The following is a 1,369-nucleotide window of genomic DNA, read 5'->3' on the forward strand; positions in this document are numbered from 1 at the left end:
GAGCCTGTCAGAATTTTAGTGTGCCGAGGTCATGAGACGATAACGGAAACAACGTCCTATGACCGAAGCAACTGTGACTAAGAAGATCAAGAACCCGAAGGCGCCGAAGCTGTTCCCCGATGAACTGATCGATCAACTGCTGGCGCAGATTCAGAACAAGGATGCGGAGTCGGTTCTCGGCGAATCGGGCCTGGCCGGGCAACTGAAGAAGCAACTGGCTGAGCGCATGCTGGCGGCGGAGCTAACGCATCACCTGGAGAACGAGGCGGAGCAAGGCAAGGCCGGCAACCACCGCAACGGCACGAGCCGCAAGACGGTCATCACGCCCAACGGCGAACTGAATCTGGACATTCCGCGTGACCGGCAGGCGACATTCGAGCCGCAACTGGTGGGCAAATATCAGCGCCGGCTGCCGGGCTTCGACGATCACGTCATCAGCATGTACGCGCGCGGCATGAGCGTGCGCGAGATCCAGGGCCATTTGCTGGAACTGTATGGCCTGCAGGTGTCGCCCGATCTGATTTCGACTGTCACCGATGAGGTGCTGGCCGAGGTCGAACAGTGGCAGCAACGCCCGCTTGAGGCAATGTATCCGATCGTGTATTTCGACGCACTTCGGCTGAAGATCCGCGACGAAGGCACGGTCAGGAACAAGGCGGTGTATCTCGCGCTGGGCATTCGCGCCGACGGCCGCAAGGAAGTGCTGGGTTTGTGGATCGAGCAAACCGAGGGAGCCAAGTTCTGGCTGAAGGTCTTCAACGAACTGAAGAACCGTGGCTTGCACGACATCCTGATCGCCGTCGTCGATGGCTTGCGCGGTTTCCCCGAGGCGATCGAAGCGGTGTATCCAGCCGCGCAGATCCAGACGTGCATCGTGCACCTGATCCGCAATTCGCTGAATCTGGCGAGCTGGAAGGACCGTAAGCCGCTGGCAACCGCGCTCAAGCCGATCTATCAGGCTGCCACGGCCGAAGCGGCGGCAGTCGCCCTGCAAGCCTTCTCTCAAGGCGAGTGGGGGCGCAAATTCCCCACCGTGGCCGCGATGTGGCAGCGCCAATGGGAGCAAGTCATCCCGTTCTTCGCCTATCCGCCGGAAGTACGCAAGATCATATACACGACCAACGCGATCGAGAGCATGCATATGCAGCTGCGAAAGATCGTCAAGAACCGCGGTCACTTCCCCAGCGACGAAGCCGCCAGCAAACTGCTGTACCTGGCCTTGCGCAACATCGAAAAGGATTGGAAGATGCCACCTATTACCTGGCGGCAAGCAGTCAATCAGTTCGCCATTCTGTTCGGCGAGCGGTTCACCGCCGCCATCAGCTGAGATTTTTAACCGACCTCAGCACACAAAATTCCTGACACCTCC

Annotated in this window: 1 protein-coding gene; it reads left to right on the forward strand. The window is 59.2% G+C overall.

Annotated features, from left to right (window positions below; translation table 11 throughout):
* Window positions 1-58: 58 nt before the first annotated feature.
* Window positions 59-1,327: an IS256 family transposase gene (locus AC3WLT_RS37140; RefSeq protein WP_492596521.1), complete on the forward strand. Its 1,269-nt coding sequence runs from the start codon at window positions 59-61 to the stop codon at window positions 1,325-1,327.
* Window positions 1,328-1,369 lie beyond the last annotated feature (42 nt).

The organism is Paraburkholderia sp. FW306-2-2C-D06C (assembly GCF_058781505.1).